We start from the raw sequence: 19,725 nt of genomic DNA on the forward strand, positions 1-19,725 counted from the left end.
CCAAGCCCTCGGGCACCCCGAAGAAGTCCGGGGTCAGCTGCACCAACCAGATCAACTACGCCGGTGACCCGAGGTCCAACGCCGAGATCAACTCCATCGGCGACCAGACCGGCTACTGCCCGCCGGTCCAGCACTGATTTCCCCCGGGTCCTGATCACAGACGGGACCGACACGAGCGTGACCGCCGCCCGCCAGGGGTGGCGGTCTTCTCATTTCCGGGAAAACGACGTTCCTGACGTCAACTTCGGTTGATCGTATCGCCGGTTCAGGTGCTTGCGAGAGGTTCTGCGCTTATCTGGTGTTCCGCTAGAAAATAATTAACTCAACGACAACGCCATCGAACTGGAGTGATACATGCGCCGTACCCGGATCGCCCTGCTCGCCGCGGCCAGTGCCCTGATCGCGGTCAGCGCCACCGCCGGCACCGCCCACGCGGCGGAAGAGGGCGACGTCGTGGTGTTCAGGACGGAACTGTCACCGTTGACCGTCTACCACGACCCGTACGGATGCCAGAAACTCCCGCTGGACGCACATGTGCTGACGAACCGCACCGACCGGCCGGTCACGGTGTACGGCGACCCCTTCTGCCTGACCCCCGGCCTGGTCGTGCTCCCCGGACACGGCTCGCACGTGGCGCCCGGCAGCGGCAGTTTCTCCGCCTGAGCCACAGCCGTCCTGTTCGCCTCACACCTGCTTCCACACCTTGGAGAACCTGCGCACATGGCCGCCGAACTCGTCGTCATGGGTCTCGGGCATGTCGGACTGCCGCTCTCCCGAGCCGCGGTCTCGGCCGGCCTGACGACCGCTGGATACGACGTGTCCCGCACGGTGGTGAACGGCCTGACCGACGGCCGCTCACACGTCGGCGGGGTCGACGACGACGATGTCGCGGCCATGTTGCGCGCGGGCTTCCACGCCACGGACGACCCCGCGGTCCTGGAAGGCGCGCAGATCGTGGTGATCTGCGTCCCCACCGGGCTCACGGACGAGGGACTGCCCGACCTGTCCGCGGTCGAGGGCGCGACCGAGGCCGTCGCCGCCCGGCTGCGCCCCGGCACGCTCGTCGTCCTGGAGTCCACCAGCTACCCGGGCACCACCGAGGACGTCGTACGGCCGCTGCTGGAGCGAGGCAGCGGGCTCCAGGCGGGTGAGGACTTCCACCTGGCGTACTCGCCGCAGCGCATCGACCCCGGCAACCCGGCCTGGGACATCCGCAACACCCCGAAGATCGTGAGCGGCCACACCGCGCTGTGCGCCAAACACGCCGTCGCGTTCTACTCCCGGTTCGTGGACCAACTCGTCGTCGCCCGGGGCACCCGGGAGGCGGAGATGGCCAAGCTCCTGGAGAACACCTACCGCTACGTCAACATCGCGCTGGTCGACGAGGTGGCCCTGTTCTGCCACGAGACCGGCATCGACATCTGGGACGTGCTGCACTGCGCCTCGTCGAAACCGTTCGGGTTCGCGCCGTTCGCTCCCGGACCCGGCGTCGGCGGGCACTGCATCCCCGTCGACCCCCGCTATCTGGCCGCCCGCGCGGAGTCCCAGGGCTTCGCCTTCCGTACCCTGGCGGCTGCCCACGACGTACTGAGCCGCATGCCCGACCATGTCGTGGACCGCGCGCTGACCCTCCTCACCGAGGCCGTCGGCCGCCCCGAGGGCGCACGGGCCCTGCTGCTCGGCGTCACCTACAAACCCGATGTGGCGGACATCCGCGAGACACCGGCACGTCAGGTGGCCGAGGGACTGCTCGCCGCCGGCGTCGAGGTGTCGTACCACGACCCCTACGTGCCCGAATTCACCGTCGGCGGCCGGGCGTTGTGCCGCGCCGAGAACCTTCAGGACGCCCTGGACCAGGCCGACGTGGCCGTCCTGCTCCAGGACCACGCCTGCTACGCGAGGGAAACGCTGGGCCAGGCCCGCTGCGCCCTGCTGGACACCCGCGGCAAGGCCGTGGGCAGCAGAGTCACCCTGCTCTGAGCCCTCATCTCCCGCCGGCCCCGTCCGGCGCATCCTCCGGCCGGCCCGAAGCCGGCCCCCCATAGCCCGCGCACCGGCACCGCCGTGCGTGGTTGCGGCCCTGCCCAGGCGCCGCGGTTCGTCATCACCGCAACACCGTCTAAAAAGGAGAAACACATGAGCACTGCTGCCGCCAACGAGCGTCTGGCGAAGCGTTTCGAGAAGTGGGACACCGACGGCAACGGAGTCCTCGACGCCGCCGACTTCCAGAGCGAGGCCGCGCGGATCGCCCAGAACCTGGGCAAGGACGCCGGTTCGCCGGAGGTGGAGGAACTCGAGAACGCCTTCAACGGGCTGTACGAGTACCTGGCCGACAAGGCCGGTGTCGAGGCCGGCGGCGCCATCAGCCGCCAGCAGTTCCTCGACGCCACCGGGGACATGCTGTTCAAGGAGGGAGAGGCCAGCTTCAACCGTGCCCTGTCGCCCGTCGTGAAGGCGCTCATCCGCCTCTGCGACGACGACCACGACGGCCAGATCGACGCCCGCGAGTTCCAGGCCTGGCTGGCCGGTGTCGGCGTGCCGGTCTCCGAGGCCGGGCTGGCCTTCCAGAAGGTCGACAAGAACGGCGACGGGCGCCTGTCCGAGGACGAACTCCTCGAAGTCGTCCGCGACTTCCACTTCGGCCGGCTCGAGGTCGAGCTGCTCGGCTGATCCACCGGACCGTCTCCGGTGAACCGGGTGGCGCCGCCGGGCTCAGCGGCCGGCGCCACCCGGGTGCCCGGCCACACCGGTGAGGAGGCGGAGGCCGGACCCGTACGGGCCCCGCACAGCCGTGGGCCCCTGTACCCGAAGGCGGGTACAGGGGCCCACTCGCGTGGTCAGGATGCTTGGGGCGCGCCGTCTTCCTCCCCGACCCGGCCCTGTGTGAAGGTGACGGCCAGCTCCGGCCGCAGCTCCAGGTCCCGGCCGCTGACCGAACGGTCCGCGTGGATCAGGATGTTGTAGTGGTTCGGCAGATGACAGGCGTCGAAGCCCAGCACCCTGCCGACCGCCGTGTCCCCGACACACACCACGTCACCCCGGTCGATCACCCCGCCGCACCCCAGCTCGACGAAGCCCAGGAAGCCCACCCGGTCGATCCGGGCACCGGGACGCGGCTCCCACTGGTCGGTGGTGACCAGCTCGTGCACCTCACCGCGCCGGACACAGCGCGCCGCGTGCTCCGCCACCCGCATGCCCCGGTCCGTGCGCCGGTGCACCAGCACCTTGACCAGGGTGCCGCGCACCACGCGCTTCGGGCCGTCCTCCGCCGGGTTCACCGGCCCGCCTCCGCCGTCGGCGCCTGCGTCGTCGGTACCTGCGCCGCGGGCAGGGCGCAGTCATAGGCCGCCGCCACCAACTCCAGCGCGGGCAGCCCCCCGTGCGCCCCCGGACCGGCCGGGCGGCGCGCCCGCACGAGCCCCGCGAACTCGCCGAGGATCGCCTCGTACTCGTGCCACAGCGACCCCTTGAAGGCGGTGTGCCCGGCGAGCATGTCCGCGCGCAGCACCGCCCCGTCGGCCAACTCGACCTCGACGTCCTTGAGTTCGCCCGGATACGACCAGTCGAGTTCGACCGACGCCGTCGCCCCGGTGCGGGCCCGCAGCCGGATCAGCGCCCGGCGGTCGACGCCGTGGCCGTCGCGCTCGACCGCGCAACCGGTGACGGTGAGGTCGCCGAGCAACAGCCGTACCACGTCGAGGGCGTTGGGACCGTTGTCGGCCAGGCAGCCCCCGCCGCACCGACCCGGGTCCAGGTACCAGTCCTCGCCGCCGAGATGGTCCTCGATGCGCTCCAGGTACCGCACGCGGACCGCGCGGACCTCCCGGCCCGCCGCCCGGCGCGCCAGGTCGCGGACGGCGGTGTTGTAGCGGCGGTGGAACGCCGTCATCAGCGGGACCTCGCGGTGGCGCGCCAGGTCCACCAGCACGCGGCCCTCGACCGCGGTCAGGGCCAGTGGCTTCTCCACGCACACCGGGACACCGGCGCTCAGCGCGTCCCGGCACACGGGCAGGTGCACGTCGTTGGGGACGGCCACGACCAGGGCGTCCGGCCGGGCCTCGGCCAGCAGCGTCCGGTGGTCGCGAAAGCGCGCCGCCGGACCGGGGAGCCGCTCCAGGGCCCCCGCACGGGTGTCGCACACGGCGGTCAGCTCCCAGCCGGGCAGCCGTGCGGCGGCGGCCAGGTAGTAGGGGGAGATGGCGCCGAGGCCGATGACCCCGAGACGCAGGGGCCGGTTCATCGGCGGCCCCCGAGCAGACCGAGCGCGGTCAGTTCCTCGTACAGATGCGGCGGCAGCGGGATGCCGTCGCGGCGGCGCTCGGCCGCCAGCTCCGCCTCCCACCAGCCCGGATAGCGCACCGGTTCGCCGTCGCGCACCGGCGGGCAGTCGGTGAGCGCGGCGAACAGGGACCGGGTCGCGCCCGCCACGTCCGCGTCGGGGCGCAGCACCTGCGGGGCGATGGCGAGCAGGAAGAAACCGATGTCGTCGTCGCTGCCATGCGGTCGGCCGTCCCCTTCCAGGGCTTCGGGCGCGGGACCCACGGCCGCGCCGGAGACCACGGCGGCCAGCAGCTCCACCGCGATGCCGAGCCCGAAGCCCTTGTGCACGCCGGTCTCGGCGCTGCCGCCGAGCCAGCGCAGGAATGCCTCGCCGCGGTCGAAGGCGGCCGGGTCGGTCACCGGCTCGCCCGCCGCGTCCTCCAGCCAGCCCGCGGGCACCGGGTCGCCGCGGCGGGCGGCGACGCGCACCTTTCCGGTGGGGGCGACGGTGGTGCTCATGTCCAGCAGGAACGGGTGTCCGTCGACGGCGGGCGCCGCGACGCTGAGCGGGTTGGTGCCGAGCATCGCCACCGCGCCGCCCGGGGGCCGCGCGATGCGCTGGCCGCCGCAGTTGCTGGCGACCACGCCGATCATCCCGGCGCGAGCGGCACGGGCGGCGTGGAACCCGGCGCACCCGAAATGGGTCGCGCCGCGCACCGACACCAGCCCGACACCGTGCCGGCCGGCCCGGGCCACGGCGTCGTCCATGGCCTCGGCCGCGGCCCACAGGCCCAGGGCGCGGCGGGCGTCCACGACCGCGCAGGCGCCCAGGTCGGTGAGGGTCCGCGGTTCGGCGCGCGGATCGCAGCGGCCGGAGGCGAGCAACGGCAGGTACAGGCGGCCGAGGTTGAACACGCCGTGGGAGTCGAGCCCGGTCAGATCGCCGTGGCAGAGCGCGTCCGCGGCCAGCCGGGCCCGCGCGGCCGGGATGCCGTGGCCGGCGAACAGGGCGGTGAGCGCGGTGTGCAGCTCCGCGTGGTCGACCAGGACAGGGGTGTGCGCGGCCGCTCGGGGAGCGGGTGGTGCCGTCATCGGATTCCTTACGGGAGGGTGGTTCGGTTCTCTTCGGCGAAGGACGTGACGAGCCGGCGGATCACGCGGGCGAAGTCCTCCAGGTCGGCGAGGTCCACGAACTCGCCGGGCGCGTGGGCGCGGTTGGCGGCCAGCGAGCCGGGCCCCAGCACCGCGGTGAAGGCGCCGTCGAGGCCCGCGGCCCAGACGGCGTCGCAGGTGAAGCCCGGGTCGTCGGCCGGGGGCCGGGCCCCCGCCCGGGCCAGGAGCGCCTCGGCCCACGGGTCGCGGTTGTCCAGCGCGGGCAGCCCCTGCTTGTCCCAGCCGAGCCGGGTGATCCGTCCCGCGTCGCGTGCGGTGCGGCCGAACTCCCGTGTGGCGCTGAAGAGTTCGGTGAAACGGCCGAGACCGTCGGCGAACTGCCGGGTCACCGCGGTCTTCAGGCGGCCGCCATCGGCGGTGGTGCGGTACGACAGGTTCAGCAGCAGCGTGCCGGTGCCGTGGACGCGGTTGTGGGTGCGGCCGGTGTGCAGCCCGGCGACGCACACCCGGGCGCCGGGCACGGCCCCGTCCAGACGGGCGGCGAGATGCTGGGCGAGGAAGCCGAGCAGCACGGTGGCGTTGTGCCCGGCGTCCGGATGGTCGTCCACCGCGTCCTCGCCCGCCACGGTGATCCGCGCGGTCATGGCGGCGGTGGCCCGGGGCAGCGCGCGCAGGCCGGTCGGCTCGCAGAACACGTTGAGCCGTCCGTGATGCCCCGCCTCCAGCAGCGGGCGGGTGCCGTAGGTGCCCAGGGCACCGCCCTCCTCCCCGGCGACGGCCTGGACCAGCACGGTGACGTCCCGTCCGACGGCGGGGTGCGCGGCGGCGGCCGTCAGCCCGGCGAGCAGGGCGACGGCGGGCCCCTTGGCGTCGACCGCGCCCCGGCCGGTGAACCGCGTGCCGTCGAAGACGGGCGGGGTATGACCGGCGACGGTGTCCAGGTGAACGTTGAACATCACCGTGTCCGCGCGGGGACGTTCGGGGCCCAGCCGCAGCAGCAGACTGGGCTGTCCGGCGAGGAAGCGCGGATCGCGGGCGGCGGCCCGGACCGTGGCCGGAACGCCGGGGCGGTCCAGGCAGCCGGCGGGCGGCGCGGCGAGCCGTACCGTGTGGAACCCGGCCTCGGCGGCGGCCGCCGCGTAGCGCTCCAGGAGCTGGGGCAGCCGGGAGGGCGGATCGTCCGGGGCCGCCTCCAGCGGGTTGACGCTCGGCAGCCGCAGCAGGTCCAGGAGCAGTGCGCGGTGCCGTCCGGTGAACACAGCGCTCACGCCGGGCCCTCCGGGAGGCCCGCCAGCAGGGCGGCCAGCGCCTGTCCGGCCCGGACGAAGAGGTCACCGGCGTCCGCACCGGCCCGGGCCAGTCCCTCGTGGGGCCGCACGGCGAGGTGCGGTTCGAGGGAGAGCGCCCCGGTGTAGCCGTGGGCGGCCAGGATCCGCAGGCACTCGGCCACCCCGGCGGCGCCCTCGCCGGGCAGGGTGTAGGCGGTGGAGCCGTCCGGCAGGCGGACGGCGTCCTTGATGTGGACGTGCGCGACGTGTGGCGCGAGCTCGCGGAGCATGGCCGGGGCGTCGTAGCCGTACGGGACGCCGTTGCCGGTGTCGAACAGCAGCCGCAGGGCGGGGCTGTCGACGGCGCGCAGCAGGCGCAGCGCGCGGTCGGCCCGGTCTCCGGCCCAGCCCGCGCAGTTCTCGTGCACCAGCAGCAGGCCCGCGCGCGCGGCGCGGTCCGCGAGGACGGCGGTGCGGGCCAGCACGCGGTCGGCCCATTCCCGCTCCGGCAGGCCGTCGTTCGGGTACGACATGATCCGCACCAGACGGCAGCCGAGGGCGGCGCACCGCTCGGCCAGCACATCGAGTTCGGCGAGGTCAGGGCCGAGGTCGCCGGTGACGGGACGCGACCAGTTCCCGATCCGGGACGCCACGGCGGTCACGGTGACGCCCGCGTCCGACAGCCGCCGGGCGAGCGTCCCGAAGGCGGTGGGGGAGAGGTCGGCCAGTGCGGTGCCGTCGACCGCGCGCAGTTCGATGGCGGTCCAGCCCAGGCGTCGTAGCGCGGCCAGTTGGCCGCCCGCGCCGGGCGCGGCCTCGTCCCCGATGCCGGCCAGCGGTCCGAAGCCGTGGGCGCCGACGTGCTGTGAGCCCATGTCAGCGGCTCCCGGCACGGGCCCGCGGTACGGTGGCGACCGGTACGGCGGCGGGCCGCGGTACGACGGCACAGTGCTCGCGGGCCTCGCACAGGAGGCGGGCGGTCGCGTGGGCCAGCGGGAAGTTCGCGGCGTCGGCCGTTCCCGAGGCGAAGCCGCGGTAGGCGCCCTCCAGGAAGTCGGTCAGGGCGTCGTCGCGGAAGACGTGGTGCCCGGCTTCGGGCCCGGCGTCCGGACCGTGCACGAGGAGCTGGGCATGGTCGTCGTCCTCGCTCAGCGGAAAGTGCGCCGTGGCCGTCCCGCCCTCGAACTCGCAGACGACGCTGCGCTGGCGGACGGGCGCGCCGAGGTCGGAGCGCAGCAGCGTCGTCACCCCCGACCGGTGCTCCAGCTCGACGTGCGCGCCGCCGAGCCGGGGCAGCGCGCGGTCCTCGCAGCGCAGGTCCCAGCAGCGCGCGGCGCCGAGTTCGGCCGGACCGGCGAGGTCCAGGGCGAGCGCCAGGGAGTGGGGGATCTCCACGTCCAGGGCGGTCGGATGGCCGTCGGTGGTCAGCGACCGCACGAAGCGGGGTTTGTGCTGGTCCACGGTGATGCGGCGGAGGGGGCCGAGTACCTCCTCGCGGACCAGCCGGCGCAGCCGCCCGGCGAGCCGGGAGCTGGTCCAGTGCGATACGACCACCACGTCGAGCCCTGCCTGCTCCCGGAGTCGGACCAGGGCGTCGAGTTCGGCCGCGGAGGCGGCGAGGGGTTTCTCCACGACCAGCCGGCGGACGCCGTGTGCGGCGAGCCGCGCGATCACCTCGTACCGCAGCCGGGGCGGCGTGCACACATGGGCCACCGCCGTGGCGGGGTCCACCCGGGCCAGGGCCTGGTCCAGCGTGCTGACGGCCGTGAGCTCACCGGGCGCGCCCGCGCTCCCCGGTGCGCCGGCGCGCGGGTCGCAGCCGACCGCGGGCAGGGCGATGAGCGGATCGTCCGTGGCCCCCGTGCGCCGGGCGAGCCGGACGAGGGTCCTCAGGTGCAGTCCGGAACCGGAACGGCCGAGCCCGACCACGAGGGGCTGCAGCACGGGGCCTCCTGGGAAAGGGGAAGAGGGGAAGAGGCGAGAGAACACCGGGCGCGGGACGCGCCGTTCGCGTCACCTCGCGCACAACTCCGGTGCGCCGCACGACTATTGCGGCCCGGTGAGGAAAGGGTCAAGCGATCCGGAACGCCGTTACCCACAAAGTGTGAAGATGATCCTTTCCTTTCTCCGTCAGTGGAAGAGTCCGACTAGCGTTGCCGTTCCACAGAAACGACGGGACGGGTGAGAGTTTGCCTTCCAGTGGACAGTTTCGGGCGTCGGCCGGGGGCGCGTCACCGACCGCCGCGGGGACGGCCGAACCGATTCCCTTCTTTTCCCAGGCCGCGACTTTCGAACGGTTGTGGCCATCCATCGAAAAAGCGTTGGACGACGTTTTCGACAGCGGCAAATTCAGCCACGGAAAACAGGTCGGACAACTCGAGGCGGCCCTCGCGCGGTACACCGGTGCCCGGCACGTGATCGGTGTCAACAGCGGCACCGACGCGCTGGTGCTGCTGCTGCGCGCCTGCGGACTGCGGCCCGGCGACGGGGTCCTGGTGCCGGCGTACTCGTTCTTCGCCACCGCCTCGGCCGTCGTACTCGCGGGCGGACGGCCGCAGTTCGTCGACATCGACCCGCGCACGTACGCGATGGACCCCGCGGCGCTCGACGCCGCCGTCACCCCGCGGAGCCGGTTCGTGATGCCGGTGCACCTGTTCCACACGATGGCCGACATGGCGGCGGTCGACGCCGTCGCCCGGCGGCACGGCCTGACGGTCGTCGAGGACAGCGCCGAGGCGATCGGCATGCGCCGGCGCGGCGTCCACGCGGGCCTGCACGGCATCGGCGGCGTCCTGTCCTTCTTCCCCGCCAAGACGCTCGGCGCGATCGGCGACGCCGGGGCCGTCCTCACCGACGACCCGGAGGTGGCGGCCACCGTCGCGGCCCTGCGCCACCACGGCAGGGGCGGCCGTACGCTGAACCACTTCCCGGCCATCTCCACCGAGAGCGCGCTGCCGGGCGCGAACAGCAAGATGGACGACATCCAGGCGGCCGTCCTGCTCGCCAAACTGCCCCTGCTTGAGGAGCACATCGCGCGCCGCGCCGAACTGGCCGCCGCCTACACCGCCCGGCTGCGGGACCTGCCCGGGATCCTCCGCCTGCCGCGGACCACCGCCGAGACGCCGGACGACCGCGACGTGCACTACGTCTACCTGATCGAGACCGAGCACCGGGACGCCCTGGCCGACCGCCTCGACCGGCAGGGCATCGGCACCGAGGTCTACTACCCGCTGCCGCTGCCCCACCAGCCCGCCTTCGGCCACCTGGGCCACCGGCCCGGCGACTTCCCGCACGCGGAGGCGGCCGCCCGGCGGGCCCTGGCCCTGCCGCTCCACCCCGATCTGAACCCCGGCGACCTGGACCGCGTCTGCGACGCCATCGGGTCCTTCCTCGCCACGACGAGGACCACCGCATGACCACCACGCCTCCCGCCGCCGTCCCCTTCTTCCCGCCCGCCCTCTTCGAGGCCGACCGCGGCGAACTGATCGGTCTCGTCCGCGAGGTGGGCCTCGACCCGGAGCAGCGTTTCATCCTGGGCGCGCGCACCGCCGCCTTCGAGGAGCTGCTGCGCGCCGATCTCGGCGCCGCCGACGCGATCGCCTGTTCCAGCGGCACCTCCGCGCTCTCGCTGGTGCTGCGCGCCATGGACATCGGCCCCGGCGCCGAGGTGATCGTCCCCGCCTTCGGCTGCGCGCCCCTGGCCTCCTGCGTCGTCGAGGTCGGGGCCACCCCGGTCTTCGCCGACATCCGGCCGGACACCATGACCATGGACCCGGACCACGCCGAACGGCTCGTCACCGAGCGGACCAGGGCGGTGCTGCCCGCCCACATGTTCTCCGTGATGGCCGACATGCCCCGGTTCGCCGAGCTGGCCCACCGCCACGGACTGCGCCTGCCGGAGGACTCGGCGGTCGCCCAGGGCGGCGTGCTGCGCGGCGTGCCGGCCGGACTGTGGGGCGAGGCGGGCGTCTACTCCTTCGTCCAGGTCAAGACGTGCGGCATGCCCGGCGAGGGCGGCATGGTGATCACCCGGGACCCGGCGCTCGGCGAGCGGGTGCGGATGCTGCGCAACCACGGCCAGCACCCCGGGCGGCGGTTCGTCCACCACGCCGTCGGCGTCAACAGCCGCTTCGACGAGATCCAGGCGGCCTTCCAGACGCACCGCTACGCCGGTTTCCCCGCACGCCTCGCGCGGCGGGCCGAGATCGCCGCCTACTACACCGAGCGCTTCACACCGCTGGCCGACCGCGGTGTGGTCCCGCCGCCGCCCGACGGGGACGGCCGGTGCTACTACGTGTACACCGTCCTCGCCGACGCCCGGGAACCGCTCGCCGCCCACCTGGCGCGGCACGGAGTGGCCACCCACGTCTACTATCCGCGCCCCCTGCCCGCGCACGGCGCCTTCGCCCCCTACGCGCCGCCCGGCGCGCGCTGGCCCGCCGCCGAAGAGGCCGCCCGCCGCCATCTGGCGCTGCCGGTGCACCACCTGCTGACCGATGCCCAGGTCCAGCGGGTCGCCGACCTCGTGTGCGCCTTCGCCACCGGACACGGCTGACGGGCGGCGGCCGTCCGCCGCCGACCCGTGCCGGCCGCCCGCCCCCGCGGGGCGAGACCCCCGCGGTCCCGCCCGGTGGGCGCGGGCACCACCTCACACAGACCCAACCTGAAAAGGCCCCATGACCGACAGCATCGTGGCCGGCCCTCCCACGGCCGCCGCCCACGCCCCCGGCAGACTGCGCGCCTACGCGCGACTCGGCAAGCTGGACGTGTACGACTACTACCTCGGCATCCTCCTCGCCCTGACCGCCGCCCTCTTCCCGCTCGGCGACTTCACCGTCCGCGCCGCGCTGGTCCTGGCGCTCTTCCTGGCCGGGGAGATCGCCGTCCTCATGGCGATGGTCGCCCTGGACGACGTCACCGGCTTCCGCGACGGCAGCGACCTCGCCAACTACGGCCCCGACAACCCGCTGCGCAGCAAGGCACGCAAACCCCTGGTCGCCGGGGTGCTGACGGCCTCCCAGGCACTGCGCTTCGCCTGGACCTGCGCGGCGGCGGGCGCGCTGCTGTGGACGGCCGCCGTCGTGCTCGCGCCCCATCGGCCGCTGTGGGCGCTCGTCGCCGCGGGCGCGCTGTTCGTGGTGTCGCTGCAGTACTCGTACGGCCTGAAAATCAGTTACCACGGCTTCCAGGAGGCGTTCCTCGTCGCCCTCGGAGCCGTGCTGGTCATCGTCCCGTACGGCCTGCTGACGGGGGAGTCCGCCGGCTTCCTGATGGTGCAGGCGGTGCTGTTCGGGTTCGGGCCGCTGATGTTCGGCGTCTACTCCAACACCAACGACGTCGAGGGCGACCGGGCCGTGGGCCGCCCCACCGTGGCCGCCCTGGTCTCGGAACGGGGCAACGCCGTCTTCATCGGGGCGCTGTCGGCGGCCGAGTTCCTCATCGGCGCCCTCGCCTCGCTCACCGGCGCGGCCCCCTGGTGGTTCGCGCCGCTGATGCTCCCGGCGACCGCGCTGCGCACCCGGCAGTACCTCACCGGGTTCGTCCGCGGCGACATCATGACCGCCCGCCGCACGGGCTTCACGGTGCACCGGCTCAGCGTGCTGCTGATGACCGTGGCCAACGTCCTCGTCGGATGGGGGGCCACCCGATGACACCCGAACTGGACGTCGCCGTCGTCGGCGCCGGCATCGCCGGGCTGACCGCCGCCCACGAACTGCGCCGCGCCGGGCTCTCCGTCCGCGTTCACGAGCAACTGCCGCACGTGGGCGGCCGGATGCGCAGCCTCCGGCACGAGGGCTGGACGATGGACACGGGCGCCGAACAGGTCGCCTCCCGCGGCTACCGCGCCACCTGGGAACTGCTGCGCCGGCTCGGCGTCACCGCGGCGGACGTGCCCCGGGTCGGCGGCGGGGTGGCCGTCTGGCGCGGCGGCCGCGCCCGTCCCGGCCTCGGGGAGAGCACCGCCGTGCTCACCGGCGCCGGGTTGTCCGCCCGCGCCCGGCTCGACCTGGCCGCCTTCTCCGCCTGGTCCGGGCGCCGCCGCGCCGGCTTCGACGGCGACCACCCGCAGAGCACCCCGCTGGGCGCCGCCACCGTCCGGGAGGCGACCGCGCGCTACCACCGGGATCTGCACGACTACCTCTTCCAGCCGGTCGCGGGCTGCTTCTTCGGCTGGGACACCGCCCGCTCGGCGGCCGCCCCCCTGGTCAGCCTGCTGCTGGAGGCAGGGTCCCCGTCCGGCTGGCGCACCTACCGGGACGGCATGGACTTCCTCGCCCGCCGGCTCGCCGACGGCACCGAGGTCGTCACCGGCCGCCCGGTGCGCGAGGTCGTCGACGCGGGCGGGCACGCCGTCCTGCGCTTCGACGACGGCGAGGTCAGGGCGCGGGCCGCGGTGCTCGCCGTACCCGCGCCCGTCGCCGCGGCCCTGCGCCCCGAAGCCCCCGCCTGCGAACGGCCGTTCCTCACCGCCTGCACCTTCACCCCGATGATGAAGGTGAGCTGCCTGCTGGACCGCCCGCTGGCCCCGGCCGCCCGGCGCCCCGTGCACATCCTGCTCACCCCGGCCGCCGAGGAACAGGTGCTCTCCGGGGTCGTCGTGGACCACGCCAAGGACCCCGGCCGGGCCCCCGCCGACCGCGGTCTGATCACCCTCGTGGCCGACCCGCACCGGGTCCCCGAACTGCTGGACGCCGACCCCGCGGAGGCCGCCGACCTGCTGGTCCACGCGGCCGAACGCTATGTCCCGGGCATCGGCGCCGCCCGCCGCCACCACTTCGTGCACACCTTCCGCCACGGCCTGCCGGAAGCCACCCCGGCGGCCCTCGCGGAACGCGCCGCCTTCCTGAACCGGCCCGTTGCCGCGGTGGAGTACGCCGGCGACTGGGTGATGCTCCGGCCCGCGTCCGAAGGCGCCGTCCGCGCGGGCGCGCTCGCCGCGTCCCGCGTCCTGAGCCGGCTGGGACGGCCCCGTCCGGCCGGCCCCGAGCGACTGGAGGAGACCGTTGCGACCGCATGACATGGGCACCCTGTTCGACGAGGCGGCGGCCGGCGGCGCCCGCACCGTGTTCCACCTGGACCGCCCCTTCGACCTGGCCCCCGAGGCCGGAACCCGCTGGAGCGTCGCCGACCTCGCGGACCTCGTCCGTGCCACCGCCGCCCGGCTGACCGACGCCGGAGTGCGGCCGGGGGACCGCGTGGCGATCGTCAAGGACAACCACTGGGACTACGACCTGCTCGCCTGCGCGGCCGTCCGGGCCGGCGCCGTCCCCGCGCTGCTGTCCGCCCGGCAGGCCCCGGACGGCCTGCGCACCCTGCTGGCACGGCTGCGCCCGGCCGCCCTGGTCACCACCTCCGACGTGCTCGCTCACTGCCGGGACGCGAGCCCGCCGGTCCGCGTCACCCTCGACCGCGCCGTGCCCGGCGCCGTCCACCTCGCCGCGCTGGACGCCACCCGGCCCCAGCCGCCGGTACGGCGGCCCGACGACGCCCCCCTCGTCATCCACCACACCTCGGGCACGACCGGGCTGCCCAAGCTGGTGGTCCACTCCACCCGGACCCTCGTGCACAAACTCGCCCGCTTCGAGGCGGTGCGCTACCCGGGCATCGGCATCCGCCGGGACGACGTCCTGCTCAACGCCGGCGCGTACGCCCACGGCCGGACCTTCTGCTGGACGGCGGTGGTGCTGTCGGCCCCACCCGCCGAGGTCGTCCTGCTCACCGGGGACGACCCGGACACCGCCGATCCGCTGCTGCGCGCCCACCCGCCCACCGTCGTCGAGGCCCTGCCCGCCACCTACGTCCGGCTGCGACCGCTCACCACCCGGCTGGACAACCCCTTCCGGCGGGTCCGCCTCTACATCAGCACCTACGACGCCGTCCACCCGCCCGCCCTGCGCGCCTACCTGGCCGCCAGCCGCCGCGCCCGCCCGCTGTGGATGCAGGGCTGGGGCCAGACCGAGACCGGACCGCTGACCTTCCGCTTCCACACCCGGCGCGGCACGCTCGCGCCGGACGCGGAGTCCACGGCGCGCCGACTGGGCCGCCCGGTGCCGGGCCGGACCCGGCTGCGCGCGGTGGACCCGGACACCCTGCGCCCGGTGCCGCGCGGCCGCCCCGGCCTGCTGCTGGCGCGCACCGCCGCCCTCGCCCTGGGCTACCTCGGCGAGGACGAGCGCTGGGACGCCAAGCGCGTCGGCGACTGGTGGTCCACGGGCGACGTGGGCGTGCTCCACCACGACGGCAGCGTCAGCCTCCTGGACCGCGAGGTCGACAGCCTGCCCGGCCTGAGCTGCCTGCGGACCGAGGACGTCCTGGAGGAACGGCTGCCCCAGGCCCTGGAATGCGTGGTCCTCGGCGCCGCGGACGGCGATCCGCTGCCCGTCGTCGTCACCGCCGACGGCCGACTGGACCCGGACGCCTGGAAACAGGCCACGAACGGGCTGCCGGCGCTGCGCGAACCCGCCGTCCTCACTTGGGACGACGTGCCCCGCACCGGCACCGGCAAGGTCCGCCGCGCCGCCCTGGCCCAGCGCCTGACCGGCGCGGGGCTCGCGGGCAGCGGGCGCTGGACCTGACCGGCCGCGCCGTCGGCGACCGTGCTTCCGGCCGGCCGCGTCTTCGCCCCACCACGTTCTCGTCTCACCGCCTCTCAGTTCAACCACCTTCCCTTCAACCACCTCCCAGTTCAACCCCCTTGTGGTTCAACCGCGTTCACGACCGGCCGCGTGATGAGCGGCCGACCCCTTCGATGAAAGGAGCCCCCCTCATGGCACCGCCGGCCCCCGCCCGCGCGGTCTTCGGCAACGGCACCGCGCACAGCCGCGACCAGCACCGCTGTCTGGAGGCCGCCTACGACCCGGTGACCCTGCCCCGCCTGGCCGCCGCCGGCGTCGGACCGGGCTGGCACTGCCTGGAACTCGGCGCGGGCGGCGGCAGCGTCTCCCGCTGGCTGGCGGACCGGGTCGCACCGGACGGCTCGGTGCTCGCCACCGACCGCGACCCCCGCGACCTCGTGCCCGGCCCGGGGCTCGACGTCGCCGCCCTCGACGTGACCCGCGACCCGCTGCCCGAGGCGGCCTACGACCTGATCGTGGCGCGCCTGGTGCTCCAGCACGTGCCCTCCCGCGACGCCGTGCTCCACGGGCTCGTACGCGCCCTGCGGCCCGGCGGGCTGTTGCAGATCGACGAGATCGACGCCTCCTACGAGCCGCCGCTGCTGACTCCGGACGCGGCGTCCGAGGAGCTGTACATCCGGTTCCTGCGGGCCAAGACGGCCGCGATGCGTGCCGCGGGCGGCGACCCGCACTGGGGACGGAGGGTGCCGGGTGCCCTGCGCGCGGCGGGGCTGACCGCCATCGACGTCCATCTGGCCATCGGCGTACGCCACGCCCAGGACCCGGGCCTGGGGCTCCAGTTGAACCACACCCGCAACCTCCGGGACCGCCTGGTGGAGCAGGGCATGACCGACGAGGAGCTGGACCGGGTGGGGCGGTTGATGCGGGACCCGTCGTTCCGCGCCGCCTCCAGCGTCTTCTACTCGGTGCAGGGCCGCCGGCCCGGCGAGGAGCACAGGTGACACCGAGCCCTCCTACCGTCGTACGGCCGGCGGTCGCCGCCGCCGGCGCCGACCGTCTGCTGCGGCACACCGGGCCGGGGGACCGGGAGGCGCGCCACACCATCGACTGGGCCGGCCCGGTCGCCCTGGACCTGCCGGACGAGCGTGCCGTACAGGCGGCCTGCGGGCTCATGCACGTGCACGGCCGGGCCACCGGCGGCCCCGTCCCGCTCGCCGTCGACTACGCCTCGGTGGTGGCCGGGGTGCTCGCCGCCCAGGGTGTCACCGCCGCCGGGATCGGGCGGGCCCGCGGGCTGGACCTGCGCGAGGTGCGGACCTCGGTGGCCCAGGGAGCGTTGCTGGCGGTCGGCCAGTACCTCGCCGCCGCGACGGCCCGCGAGGACGACGGCCCGCCCGAACCGTCGACGGCGGGACCCGAGCCGTACGCGTGCGGCCTGGCGACCCTGGAGGCGTCCGACGGCGCCCGCGTGGAACTGGAGACCCTCGACCCGCTGGCCTGGCGGGAGTTCTGGGCCCGGCTCGGCGTGCCGCCCGCCCTCGCGGGCCGTGGCTGGCTGCCCTTCCAGCAGCGATTCGCCACCGCCGTCTGCCCATTGCCCGGCGAACTGCGCGAGGCCGCCCGTCGCCGGACCCTGCCGGACCTGCGGGCCGCCGCGTACGCCACCGGCGTCAGCCTCCTCGTCGTCGGCTCCGACCCCGCCCCGGACGTACACCCCGGCCCCTGGCGCTTCACCCCCGCACCGGCACCGGCACCGGCACCGGCGCGGCCGGACACCGGCGTGCCCGCGCCACGCCGCGGCGCCGCCCCGCCTCTGCCGCTCGCGGGTCTGCGGGTGGTGGAGTCCACGCGCAGGGTGCAGGGCCCCCTCGCCGGGCACGTCCTGCGGATGCTCGGTGCCGAGGTGATCCGGATCGAGCCGCCCGGCGGCGACCCGATGCGCTGGCTGCCCCCGCTGGCCAAGGGCACCTCGGCCCGGTTCACGGCCCTCAACGCGGGCAAGCGGGTCGTCGAGGCCGACCTCGCCACGGCACAGGGCCGCGACGCGGTGCGTGCGCTGGCCGCCGACGCCGACGTCTTCGTGCACAACTGGGCCCCCGGCAAGGCCGGCCGGCTCGGTCTGGACGCCTCCGGCCTGCTGCGCGTCCGCCCCGCCCTGGTGTACGCGTGGGCCTCCGGCTTCGGCGACACCCTCGGCGACCGGCCGCCGCTGGGCACCGACTACCTCGCCCAGGTGCACAGCGGACTCGCCGCCGCCGTACGACCGGCCGACGAACCCCCGGCCCCCTCCCTGATGACCCTCACCGACGTGCTCGGCGGGCTGGTGTGCGCCCAGGGAGTGCTGGCCGCGCTGGCGGCCCGGGAACGGACCGGCCGGGGCGGCCGCGTCGACTCCAGCCTGGTCTCCGCGGCCGCCCTGATCCCGCGTCCCGCCCGTCGGGTCCGCTGGACCGAGCTGGACCGGCCGCTGCGCACCGTGGACGGCCACCTGTACCTCGGTCCCGAGGCCCGCGCGCATCCCGGGGAGGCCCGCCGCCTGCTGGGCCGCGCGGACTTCGCCTCCCTCACCACCGAGGAGGGGACACGACGGCTGGCCGAAGCGGGCCTGACCGCCACCCCCGTCCACACCGACCTGGCCGCCATGGCGGACGACCCCGCCTTCAAGACGGCCGTCGCACCACCGGAACCGGCCACCGGCCACGCCCGACCGCACGCGCCCTGGGAGTTCGCATGACCGTCGCCCCCGCCACCCTTCCCGCGGCCCCGGGCGGCCACCTGGTGTGGACCTCACGCGCCGGTGTGCCCTTCCCCGACCTCGTGCCCCGGGCCCGGCGCGAGGCCTGGGTGCGCGAGGGACTGTGCCCGGACACCGACCTGTACACGCTGTTCACCGCCCGGGTCCGTGCACATCCCGACCGCGCCGCCGTGGTGGACGACGCCGGGATGCTGTCCTACACGGCCCTGGGCGCCCAAGTCCGCCGTACCGCCGCGCTGTTCGCACGCTCGGGCCTCGCCGCCGGGGATGTGATGGCGCTGCGGCTGCCCGACGGACGCGACGCGGTGGCCGCGGAACTCGCCGTGTACGCGATCGGCGCGGTGGCCCTTCCGCTGCCCCCGGGCGGCGACGACCGCGACACCCGGGCCCTGCTCGCCCGCTCCCGGGCCCGCGCCGTCGTCCTCGCCCCGGCGGCGCGGAAACAGGCCGCGGTGGACCTTCCCCACCTGGACACCGTGTACGTACCCGGCCCGGACGACACACGCGCGCCCGGCCCGGACATCCAGCGGCCCCCGGCCCGCGAGTCCTGGCAACCGCGGCCCGTCGACCCGTACGGCCCCGCCCGCATCCTGGTGTCGTCCGGGTCCGAGACCGAGCCGAAGATGGTCGCCTACAGCCATCACGCCCTGGCCGGCGGCCGGGCCCGCTACGTCCGCTCCCTGCACCCGGACCCCACGGTGCCGCCCCGCCACCTCGTCCTCGTCCCGCTGGCCTCCTCCTTCGGCTCCCTCGGCACACCGGTCACCCTCGCCGTCCTCGGCGGAACCCTGATCGTGCCGTCGCGGTTCGACCCGGCGGGCGCGCTGCGACTGGTGGCCGAGCACCGCCCCACCCATCTGTTCGCGGTGCCCACCATGCTGCGGCGGATCACCGACCTGCCGACTCAACCGGGCGAGGACACCTCGTCGTTGCGTGCCGTCGTCGCCAGCGGCGCCGCCCTGCCGCCGGCCGTCGAGCAGGCATGCCGCCGGCGCTTCGGCCGCCCGGTGGTGACCGTCTACGGCTCCTCGGACGGCGTCAACTGCCATACGGCGGGGGAGAGTCGCCCCCCGGCAGGCAGCGCCGGCACCCCCGACCCCGCGGTCGCCCGCATCCGGATCACCGGCCCCGACGGCACACCGCTGCCCACCGGACGCAGCGGACAGATCGAGGCCCTCGGCCCCATGACACCCCTGTGCTACGTCAACTCACCGGAACTGAACGCGCGTTACCGCACCGCCGACGGCTGGGTGCGCACGGGCGACCTCGGCCGCCTGGACGAGCACGGCAGACTCCACGTCCTCGGCCGGCTCAAGCGCATCGCCGTACGCGGCGGCCGCAACATCAGCCTCGCCGAGGTCGAGCACGAACTGGCCGGCCACCCGTCCGTCGCCGAGGCGGTGTGCGTCCCGGTGCCCGACCCGGACCTCGGGGAACGCGTGTGCGCCTGCGTCCGCCCGGCCCCGGGCACGCCCCCTCCGGCACTGTCCGACCTCACCGCACACCTGCTGGACCGTGGCCTGGGCCGCCGGAAACACCCCGAACTCCTCCTGCTGGTGGACGAGATGCCCCTCGGCCCCACCGGCAAGATCTGCTACCGGACGCTCACCGCTCGGGCCGCAGCCGCCGGACGCGCAGCACGCTGGTCAGCATCGGGAGAGTGAACTCACGCGGGTGCTGGGCGCCGCTTCGAGCGCCCAGCGCACCGCGGCCCGCGCGTAGTCCGGCCGGTGCTCGGCGTACGCGACCGCGG

The 19,725-nt window shown here is 74.9% G+C and carries 17 protein-coding genes; 11 read left to right on the forward strand and 6 right to left on the reverse strand.

Annotation, left to right across the window (positions count from 1 at the left end; translation table 11 throughout):
- The first annotated feature begins 354 nt into the window (after positions 1-354).
- The 3 genes from AB0927_RS10035 to AB0927_RS10045 all read left to right on the forward strand — a co-directional run bounded on the left by AB0927_RS10035 (position 355) and on the right by AB0927_RS10045 (position 2,670).
- Entirely contained in the window at positions 355-663 is a 309-nt protein-coding gene (locus tag AB0927_RS10035) for a hypothetical protein (RefSeq protein ID WP_366667056.1), read from the forward strand.
- Positions 664-720: 57 nt separating this feature from the next.
- Positions 721-1,980, forward strand: a complete 1,260-nt coding sequence (locus AB0927_RS10040) for a nucleotide sugar dehydrogenase (protein ID WP_366667057.1) — start codon at positions 721-723, stop codon at positions 1,978-1,980.
- 156 nt (positions 1,981-2,136) lie between these two features.
- Positions 2,137-2,670, forward strand: coding sequence for an EF-hand domain-containing protein (locus AB0927_RS10045; RefSeq protein WP_366667058.1), 534 nt, complete (start codon positions 2,137-2,139; stop codon positions 2,668-2,670).
- Between the two features lie 167 nt (positions 2,671-2,837).
- Here the strand turns inward: AB0927_RS10045 and AB0927_RS10050 are convergent, their stop codons facing one another.
- The 6 genes from AB0927_RS10050 to AB0927_RS10075 are packed head-to-tail and all read right to left on the reverse strand — an operon-like array spanning position 2,838 to position 8,585.
- The gene (locus AB0927_RS10050) at positions 2,838-3,278 is read right to left on the reverse strand and encodes a hypothetical protein (RefSeq protein WP_366667059.1); all 441 of its coding nucleotides are present in this window, start codon (positions 3,276-3,278) and stop codon (positions 2,838-2,840) included.
- Entirely contained in the window at positions 3,275-4,240 is a 966-nt protein-coding gene (locus tag AB0927_RS10055; protein WP_366667060.1) for a Gfo/Idh/MocA family oxidoreductase, read from the reverse strand. Before AB0927_RS10055 ends, AB0927_RS10050 begins: the two co-directional genes overlap by 4 nt.
- Positions 4,237-5,352 (reverse strand): Ldh family oxidoreductase, encoded by a 1,116-nt coding sequence (locus AB0927_RS10060; protein WP_366667061.1) that lies wholly within the window; start codon positions 5,350-5,352, stop codon positions 4,237-4,239. Before AB0927_RS10060 ends, AB0927_RS10055 begins: the two co-directional genes overlap by 4 nt.
- 8 nt (positions 5,353-5,360) lie before the next feature.
- Entirely contained in the window at positions 5,361-6,641 is a 1,281-nt protein-coding gene (locus tag AB0927_RS10065) for a M20/M25/M40 family metallo-hydrolase (protein ID WP_366667062.1), read from the reverse strand.
- The gene (locus AB0927_RS10070) at positions 6,638-7,516 is read right to left on the reverse strand and encodes a sugar phosphate isomerase/epimerase family protein (RefSeq protein ID WP_366667063.1); all 879 of its coding nucleotides are present in this window, start codon (positions 7,514-7,516) and stop codon (positions 6,638-6,640) included. Before AB0927_RS10070 ends, AB0927_RS10065 begins: the two co-directional genes overlap by 4 nt.
- A gap of 1 nt (position 7,517) precedes the next feature.
- Positions 7,518-8,585: a Gfo/Idh/MocA family oxidoreductase gene (locus AB0927_RS10075; protein WP_366667064.1), complete on the reverse strand. Its 1,068-nt coding sequence runs from the start codon at positions 8,583-8,585 to the stop codon at positions 7,518-7,520.
- 377 nt (positions 8,586-8,962) lie between these two features.
- Between AB0927_RS10075 and AB0927_RS10080 the strand changes: the two genes are divergently transcribed.
- The 8 genes from AB0927_RS10080 (at position 8,963) to AB0927_RS10115 (ending at position 19,636) form a co-directional block, all read left to right on the forward strand.
- Positions 8,963-10,057: a DegT/DnrJ/EryC1/StrS family aminotransferase gene (locus tag AB0927_RS10080; protein ID WP_366667066.1), complete on the forward strand. Its 1,095-nt coding sequence runs from the start codon at positions 8,963-8,965 to the stop codon at positions 10,055-10,057.
- The gene (locus tag AB0927_RS10085) at positions 10,054-11,196 is read left to right on the forward strand and encodes a DegT/DnrJ/EryC1/StrS family aminotransferase (protein WP_366667067.1); all 1,143 of its coding nucleotides are present in this window, start codon (positions 10,054-10,056) and stop codon (positions 11,194-11,196) included. The genes AB0927_RS10080 and AB0927_RS10085 overlap by 4 nt, the downstream gene beginning before the upstream one ends.
- Positions 11,197-11,317: 121 nt before the next feature.
- The gene (locus tag AB0927_RS10090) at positions 11,318-12,292 is read left to right on the forward strand and encodes a UbiA family prenyltransferase (RefSeq protein WP_366667068.1); all 975 of its coding nucleotides are present in this window, start codon (positions 11,318-11,320) and stop codon (positions 12,290-12,292) included.
- On the forward strand, positions 12,289-13,659 hold the full coding sequence (locus tag AB0927_RS10095; RefSeq protein WP_366667069.1) for an FAD-dependent oxidoreductase: 1,371 nt from the start codon (positions 12,289-12,291) through the stop codon (positions 13,657-13,659). Before AB0927_RS10090 ends, AB0927_RS10095 begins: the two co-directional genes overlap by 4 nt.
- Positions 13,646-15,217, forward strand: coding sequence for a class I adenylate-forming enzyme family protein (locus AB0927_RS10100; RefSeq protein WP_366667070.1), 1,572 nt, complete (start codon positions 13,646-13,648; stop codon positions 15,215-15,217). Before AB0927_RS10095 ends, AB0927_RS10100 begins: the two co-directional genes overlap by 14 nt.
- 191 nt (positions 15,218-15,408) lie before the next feature.
- Positions 15,409-16,218 carry a methyltransferase domain-containing protein gene (locus tag AB0927_RS10105; protein ID WP_366667072.1) on the forward strand — a complete coding sequence of 270 codons (810 nt, stop codon included), beginning with the start codon at positions 15,409-15,411 and terminating at the stop codon, positions 16,216-16,218.
- Positions 16,215-17,951, forward strand: a complete 1,737-nt coding sequence (locus tag AB0927_RS10110; protein WP_366667073.1) for a CoA transferase — start codon at positions 16,215-16,217, stop codon at positions 17,949-17,951. The genes AB0927_RS10105 and AB0927_RS10110 overlap by 4 nt, the downstream gene beginning before the upstream one ends.
- Positions 17,948-19,636 (forward strand): class I adenylate-forming enzyme family protein, encoded by a 1,689-nt coding sequence (locus AB0927_RS10115; protein ID WP_366667074.1) that lies wholly within the window; start codon positions 17,948-17,950, stop codon positions 19,634-19,636. Before AB0927_RS10110 ends, AB0927_RS10115 begins: the two co-directional genes overlap by 4 nt.
- The last annotated feature ends 89 nt before the right edge of the window (positions 19,637-19,725 follow it).

This window comes from Streptomyces sp. NPDC048106, assembly GCF_040706415.1.
In the GTDB taxonomy this organism is placed as follows: Bacteria; Actinomycetota; Actinomycetes; order Streptomycetales; family Streptomycetaceae; genus Streptomyces.

Bases quoted from the DNA above. Each gene is read 5' to 3' on its own strand.
- AB0927_RS10035 (WP_366667056.1), top strand. From the start codon at position 355: ATGCGCCGTACCCGGATCGCCCTGCTCGCCGCGGCCAGTGCCCTGATC.
- AB0927_RS10040 (WP_366667057.1), top strand. From the start codon at position 721: ATGGCCGCCGAACTCGTCGTCATGGGTCTCGGGCATGTCGGACTGCCG.
- AB0927_RS10045 (WP_366667058.1), top strand. From the start codon at position 2,137: ATGAGCACTGCTGCCGCCAACGAGCGTCTGGCGAAGCGTTTCGAGAAG.
- AB0927_RS10055 (WP_366667060.1), bottom strand. From the start codon at position 4,240: ATGAACCGGCCCCTGCGTCTCGGGGTCATCGGCCTCGGCGCCATCTCC.
- AB0927_RS10060 (WP_366667061.1), bottom strand. From the start codon at position 5,352: ATGACGGCACCACCCGCTCCCCGAGCGGCCGCGCACACCCCTGTCCTG.
- AB0927_RS10070 (WP_366667063.1), bottom strand. From the start codon at position 7,516: ATGGGCTCACAGCACGTCGGCGCCCACGGCTTCGGACCGCTGGCCGGC.
- AB0927_RS10085 (WP_366667067.1), top strand. From the start codon at position 10,054: ATGACCACCACGCCTCCCGCCGCCGTCCCCTTCTTCCCGCCCGCCCTC.
- AB0927_RS10090 (WP_366667068.1), top strand. From the start codon at position 11,318: ATGACCGACAGCATCGTGGCCGGCCCTCCCACGGCCGCCGCCCACGCC.
- AB0927_RS10095 (WP_366667069.1), top strand. From the start codon at position 12,289: ATGACACCCGAACTGGACGTCGCCGTCGTCGGCGCCGGCATCGCCGGG.
- AB0927_RS10105 (WP_366667072.1), top strand. From the start codon at position 15,409: ATGGCACCGCCGGCCCCCGCCCGCGCGGTCTTCGGCAACGGCACCGCG.
- AB0927_RS10115 (WP_366667074.1), top strand. From the start codon at position 17,948: ATGACCGTCGCCCCCGCCACCCTTCCCGCGGCCCCGGGCGGCCACCTG.